This window comes from Piscinibacter sp., assembly GCF_050175855.1.
Taxonomy (GTDB): Bacteria; Pseudomonadota; Gammaproteobacteria; order Burkholderiales; family Burkholderiaceae_C; genus Piscinibacter.
This window is the reverse complement of the sequence record NZ_JBFXIO010000319.1, coordinates 1-6114: the sequence shown is the minus strand read 5'-3', so window position 1 is coordinate 6114 and position 6114 is coordinate 1. Positions and strand designations below refer to the sequence as shown.

8 protein-coding genes are annotated in these 6114 nt (G+C 67.9%); all 8 read left to right on the top strand.

The window, feature by feature from the left end:
- Nucleotides 1-296: 296 nt before the first annotated feature.
- The 8 genes from AB7U92_RS20110 to AB7U92_RS20075 all read left to right on the top strand — a co-directional run bounded on the left by AB7U92_RS20110 (nt 297) and on the right by AB7U92_RS20075 (nt 5859).
- Nucleotides 297-650 (top strand): DUF2946 domain-containing protein, encoded by a 354-nt coding sequence (locus tag AB7U92_RS20110; RefSeq protein ID WP_428581112.1) that lies wholly within the window; start codon nt 297-299, stop codon nt 648-650.
- An 89-nt stretch (nt 651-739) separates the two neighbouring features.
- A complete protein-coding gene (locus AB7U92_RS20105; protein ID WP_428581109.1) occupies nt 740-1012 on the top strand; it encodes a hypothetical protein in 273 nt (90 codons plus the stop codon).
- A complete protein-coding gene (locus AB7U92_RS20100) occupies nt 1009-1314 on the top strand; it encodes a hypothetical protein (RefSeq protein WP_428581106.1) in 306 nt (101 codons plus the stop codon). The genes AB7U92_RS20105 and AB7U92_RS20100 overlap by 4 nt, the downstream gene beginning before the upstream one ends.
- A complete protein-coding gene (locus AB7U92_RS20095; protein WP_428581104.1) occupies nt 1311-2288 on the top strand; it encodes an MbnP family copper-binding protein in 978 nt (325 codons plus the stop codon). The genes AB7U92_RS20100 and AB7U92_RS20095 overlap by 4 nt, the downstream gene beginning before the upstream one ends.
- 35 nt (nt 2289-2323) lie before the next feature.
- Nucleotides 2324-3469, top strand: a complete 1146-nt coding sequence (locus tag AB7U92_RS20090; RefSeq protein WP_428581115.1) for an MbnH family di-heme enzyme — start codon at nt 2324-2326, stop codon at nt 3467-3469.
- A complete protein-coding gene (locus AB7U92_RS20085; protein ID WP_428581101.1) occupies nt 3444-4682 on the top strand; it encodes a hypothetical protein in 1239 nt (412 codons plus the stop codon). Before AB7U92_RS20090 ends, AB7U92_RS20085 begins: the two co-directional genes overlap by 26 nt.
- Nucleotides 4679-5209 (top strand): copper chaperone PCu(A)C, encoded by a 531-nt coding sequence (locus AB7U92_RS20080; RefSeq protein WP_428581098.1) that lies wholly within the window; start codon nt 4679-4681, stop codon nt 5207-5209. Before AB7U92_RS20085 ends, AB7U92_RS20080 begins: the two co-directional genes overlap by 4 nt.
- A gap of 11 nt (nt 5210-5220) precedes the next feature.
- Entirely contained in the window at nt 5221-5859 is a 639-nt protein-coding gene (locus AB7U92_RS20075) for an SCO family protein (protein WP_428581095.1), read from the top strand.
- The last annotated feature ends 255 nt before the right edge of the window (nt 5860-6114 follow it).

The following is a 6114-nucleotide window of genomic DNA, read 5'->3' as shown; positions in this document are numbered from 1 at the left end:
TGGGGGAGTCTGCTCGCGGCCAAGAGGTGACATTCGTCCCACGGCCCGAAAGCTGCCGCTCGAAATCAAGAACCACTGCGAGTCGCAGTTGCCAAGCGAATCGGCGCCGGTGGCCGACAAACATTTGCATCCGTCTGCACCGCGAGCGCTGCGGTTGTTGTTGCTGGTAGGGTTCTAGCGAATCGGAACTGTGGGGATCGGTCCCCAGCCTGTTCGGGTGTGAGGCCCGTGCGAGACTGACCTCTACAATGGCTGTTATGCACGCAGCACGCGTTCGCCGTCGATTCACCGGTTGGGTGGCCATCCTGGTCGTCCTGCTGGCGTCGCTGGCGCCGTCGCTGTCGCATGCCCTCGGCGCAACCCAAGGGGCATCCTGGGTCGAGATCTGTACCGCCCAGGGCTCGAAATGGGTGCAGGACGACTCGGCAGGTCTTGGCGAGTCCAAGAGCGCCCCGGCTTCTGCGCACCTGCTCGAACACTGCCCTTATTGTTCGATCCACATGCCGGCCCTTGGGCTGCCGCCGACACCTCTGATCGTCCCGCTCGAGCTCGGGCTCGAGGCCGAGGTTCCGGCCGCATTTCTGACCGCCCCACGCACTTCGCACGCGTGGGTAAGCGCGCAGCCACGCGCGCCGCCACTGTTCTCCTGACCGTCTGAACGCTCGGTGCCCGACCGCCTCGGTCGGGTGCCGCCTGTCGACGACAGGCTGGGCCTTCCGCCCAGCTTCGGGAGAATCGCATGAGTTTCATTCAACGCGTCATGCGGGTCATGACGCACGTGAACATCGGCGCCACGCTCGGCCTGGTGGCCTGGCTGGCGTGGGCCAGTCTCGAGGTGGTCAGCGGCGCACGACCGATACCTCGCCACCCACCGGTCGATCGCAGTCCCGCCGGTTCCCGGCCGGTGAGCCTGCCTTGTTGCTTCGTGCCCGGGACACCCACCGGCCCCACGCTGCTGGAGGCTCACGAAGCGCAGGTGCGGCACATCGCGGCTGCGCAGGTGCGGCCATGAACCGCCCCGTTCAAGGCAGCGAGCATGTGCGCGTCCGCCGGTTCATTGCGATGCACATGGTGGCGGTGAGCCTGATCTACGGCATCGCCCTGGTCATGGGCGAAGGCTTCGCCGCCGCGCCGTTCCCACCGGACGAGGTGCTCGTCGCGCGCGCCGATCGGCTGCAAACGTTGCCCGAACCTCTCGCCGACTTCAGTGCTCGGGCGCCGTTCGACACCGGGCTGCCCCTGCCCCAGCACCACGACATCGCGCTGCCCTGGTCATTCGACCCTCAGGGCCGCCTTCACCTGCGGGACCGATGAACCCGGGCCCGACATTCTTCTGCACAACTTTGATTTCACCAATGAAGGAGGAGTCCCTCATGAACACGAACCATCTGAAGATCTCTGCACTGCCCCTCGCCATCGCCAGCCTGCTGGCCGCTTGCGGTGGCGGCGGTGACGACGGCCCGCAGGCGGTCACCCTCGAATTCGCCGCGTATGCAGGCGGCACGCCGGTGAAATGCGGCACGGTCGTCACGGGCCTCGGCAGCGGCAGCGTCGATGCCCAGATCAAGGACTTCCGCTTCTACATCTCGAACGTGAAGTTGGTGAAAGCCAATGGCAGCGAAGTCCCGCTCACGCTCGGTGCCAACGACGACTGGAACCTGACCTCCGGCAGCAATGCGCTCACGCTCATCGACCTCGAGGACGCGACGGGTTCATGCGCAGCGGGGACGGCTGCCACCAACGCCACGATCAAGGGTACGGTGCCCGCAGGCGACTACGTCGGCGTGAAGATGACCATGGGCGTGCCGTTCGCGCTGAACCACAGCGACTATGCGACGGCCACCAAGCCGCTGGACATCCAGGCCATGGCCTGGAGCTGGCAGTCAGGCCGCAAGTTCGCGAAGATCGAGGTGACGGACCCGGCGGGCGTGCCCGGCACCTGGGCTTCCAACACCTTCAACTTCCACCTGGGTTCGACGGGTTGCACCGGCAACCCCGCAAACGGCGAGACCGTGTCCTGCGTGGCGCCGAATCGCATGGACTTCCAGTTCGCGAGTTTCAACCCCTCGACACAGAAGTTCGCGGTCGACGTGAAGGCACTGGTGGCCGGGACGGACATCACCGTCAACGGTGCCGGCGCACCCGGCTGCATGTCGGGCGGCACCGATCCCGAGTGCCTGCACGTCTTCGAGGCGCTGGCCATCGACTGGAAGAGCGACGGCACCGGCACCGGTCTGCCGCTCAACGGCGGCGCCGCCCAGACCCTGTTCCGGGCGATCGCGAAGTGAAGCGCCGCGGCCCCTGGTTCGCCGGGGGCGCCGCGATGCTCGCGGCGCTCGCCGGCCTGTCCGCGTGCGGAGGCGGCGGCACCGACCTCGTCGAGACGCGAAGCTCGGCCGCGAACTGGTCGTGGTCGCTGCCGTCCTACTTCCCCGAGCCGAAGGTGCCCGCCGACAACCCCATGTCGGCGGAGAAGGTCGAACTCGGCCGCTTCCTGTTCTACGACCGGCGGCTGTCGGGTAATGGCCAGCAGGCGTGCGCCGGGTGCCATCGGCAGGACCTCGCCTTCACCGACGGCCTCGCGCAGGCCATCGGCTCGACCGGCGAAGTGCACCCGCGCGGCGCGCAGCACCTCGTCAACGTGGTCTACAACGCCACGCTGACCTGGGCGAATCCGTCGCTGGTCACGCTCGAGCGGCAGATGGAAACGCCGCTGTTCGGCGAACGACCGATCGAGATGGGGGTCAACGACGCCAACAAGGAGGTCGTCCTGCAGCGGCTGCGCGACGACACGTCGGCCTCGTCCTATCCCCAGCGCTTTTCGGCCGCGTTCCCCGCCGAGGCTCAGCCCATCAGCTGGGGCAACGTGATCAAGGCGATCTCGGCCTTCCAGCGCACGCTGATTTCGGGAAACAGCCGCTACGACCAGTGGCTGGCCGGCAGGACGACGTTGAGCGACGCGGAGCTGCGTGGCATGAAGCTGTTCTTCGGCGAGAAGGCCGAGTGCTTCCACTGCCATGGCAGCTTCAACTTCAACGACCAGATCGTGCATGCCGGCAGCCGCATCGTCGAGACCCCGTTCAGCAATACCGGGCTCTACAACATCGGCGGCACGGGTGCCTTTCCGGAGCCGAACCGCGGCGTGTTCGAGCTGACTGCCCGGGCGCAGGACATGGGCAAGTTCCGTGCGCCCAGCCTGCGCAATGTCGAGGTCACCGCGCCGTACATGCACGACGGCACGATCACGACGCTCGAGGACGTGCTGCGCTTCTATGCCGCCGGCGGGCGAAACATCCCCGCCGGCCCCAACGCCGGCGATGGCCGAGCCAACCCCTACAAGAGCGACCTCGTCAGCCTCATCGACCTGAGCGATCAGGAACAGGCCGACATCGTCTCGTTCCTCAAGACGCTGACCGACCATGACTTCCTCACCAACCCGCGCCATGCCGATCCGTTCGCGGCGAACTGAGCGAGCCTCGGCGTGGCTCGTTGCAGCGCTGGGCGCGCTGTCGGCGCAGGCTGTACAGGCCCACGAGCCCGGCGCCGATGCCTTGCCCGAGACACCTGGCTGGCAGGCGGGCGCGGCGATCGCACTCATCGCGCCGAAGGCCGACGACCGATGGCCCGTGGCAGCCTGGCCTGGAGTTCTCATCAACGGCAGCGCGCCGCGGGAACAGCGCGGAGGGCTGCGCCTCGAGCACGGCACGCTCGAACTGGCTGCTCGTTTCGACAGGCGCTTCGGCGTTCACGTGGCCGCTGGCTGGCACGATCGCGAACAGGTACACACCGAAGCCGCGAACCTGCAGGCACGCTTCGACCGCGCCGGCGACGAGATCGAGATGCGGCTGGGTCGCGACACGGTTCGCATGGGCGCCGTGATCGATGGCGCCGGGCACTACGATCGCTTCAGCCAGCCGCCGCTGGCCAAGCGCGCCGTACTCAACGACCAGAGGATCGACGACGGCTACGCGCTGTTGAGGCGCCGTCCGGACGCTGACGGCCTTCGCGCGCTGGAAGCGGGGCTCTGGCGCGGCCAGGCCTTTCCCGGCGGCCCGGCTGGCCCGGCCGTTCCCTCTTTGCATCTGCACGCCGGCTGGGGGCATCTCGATGCCCACCTCGCCGCGGCACATTTCCAGCCCGAAGCCCGCGGCGCGGCGGCCCAGTCGCTCGGCACGACGGGGCATGTGCACGGCAGCCTCGACTGCCGCGTGAGCCTGCAGCAGCGCGTCTGTTTCGACGGCACGGTCGACGTGGTGGGCGGTAGCCTGCAGTGGGAGCCCGCACAGGGGGATTGGAGCGTCGCGCTGGCCGGCCTGTGGCGCCATGACAAGGGCTCGCTCTACGCCACCAGCGGAGACGCGCGGCTGAGCTCGCGAGTCGCTGGGGTGTGGGCCGACGTGATATGGCGGCCCGTCGCGCGGTGGACGCTGGCGGGCCGGCTCGAGCGGCTCGTCCCCGACAACCGGCTGGAAGGCATCGGCACGGTGTTGCTCGGCGATGCAGCCGGTTTGTCCGGTGGCGGCCCCGTGGAACGGGCAACGGCTGCCGTGCTGTTCGAGCCGCACGAGCAGGTCACGGTGTCGATCGAGAGCGGGCTGGAGCGCTTCGCCGGCGGCCGGGTGTCGCACGTGGCGCTGCGGGCGCTGTGGCGAAATCCGCGCTGGCTGGGAGGATCCTGGTGACGAAACCACCCACTCGAACCACGGCCAGCCTCGCAGCGCCAGATCTTTCGCGGCGCAAGCTGTGCGCGGTCGCCGCCCTTGCCGTGGCGACGGGCGTCTACAGCCCGGGCGCGCTGGCGCACGGCACGCGGGCCGGCGACCTCACCATCGATCATCCTTATGCGACGCCGACGCCTGACGGCGCTCGTACCGGCGCGGTGTACTTCCGCACGCTGATCAATCGAGGCAAGGCCGCGGATCGACTGGTCGGGGCCCGAACCGAACGGGCTGAATCGGCGGAGATCCATCGCAGCGTGATGGAGGGCGACCTGATGCGGATGCGGGCCGTGGATGGCATCGACATCCCTCCCGGCGCTGAACTGAAGCTTCGCCATGCGGGCGACATCCACCTGATGCTGCTGGGCCTGAGGTCGCCGTTGCGCGATGGGCAGCGCTTCTCCCTGTGGCTGCGGTTCGAGCGGGCCGGAGAGCACGAAGTCACCGTCTGGGTGCAGACGCCCAGGGACGCGCCCGCCCACCGACATTGAGGACGACGATCATGGTTGCAGGCGTAACGATGGGGCGAAGCGCAGCCGGGTGCACAAGGCGCCGCGCGCTCTCGGGGCTCGCCGGCAGTGTGCTGGCGCTCTACGCTCTTGCCGGATGCGAAGCCAACAAGCCCAGCTTCCGTTCACTGGACGTTTCCGGGGCGGACTGGGGCAAGGACTTCCATCTGAATGACCCGGAGGGACGCGAGCGATCGCTGGCGGAGTTTCGGGGCAAGGTGGTGCTGATCTTCTTCGGCTTCACGCAATGCCCGGATGTGTGCCCGACGGCGCTGACGCGGGCCGTGGAGGTCAAGCGGGCTCTCGGAGACGAAGGCAAGCGCCTTCAGGTGATCTTCGTGACCGTCGATCCGGAGCGCGATACGCCGGATGTATTGAGGGCCTACATGGAGGCCTTCGACCCGGCGTTTCTGGGCTTGTCGGGCGATATGGCGCAGACGCAGGCCACGGCCAGCGACTTCAAGATCTTCTACCAGAAGGTGCCGACCGGCTCGAGCTACACCATGGATCACACCGCGCTGAGCTACGCGTTCGATCCGGCGGGCCGGCTACGCCTGGCGATCAAGCACGCCGAGCCCGCGAGTTCCGTGGCGGCGGACCTCAAGCTGCTGCTGGCGGAACGGGGCGGATGACAGGTCCCAGCCGCCGCGCACACAGTTCGCCGGGTGCGTTTGCACTCGGCTGTTTCAGAAGCTCTACTTCCCAAGGAGGCTCCATGTTTCACAAGATGATCGCCATCACGCTCGCGTCGGGTCTGTTCGTGCTGAGTGCCGCGGCGTCGGCGCAGACCACGGTCAAGGATCCGTGGGTCCGCGGCACGGTGGCGCAACAGAAGGCCACGGGCATGTTTGCCCAGCTCACATCGGCCGGCGGCGGCAAGCTCGTCT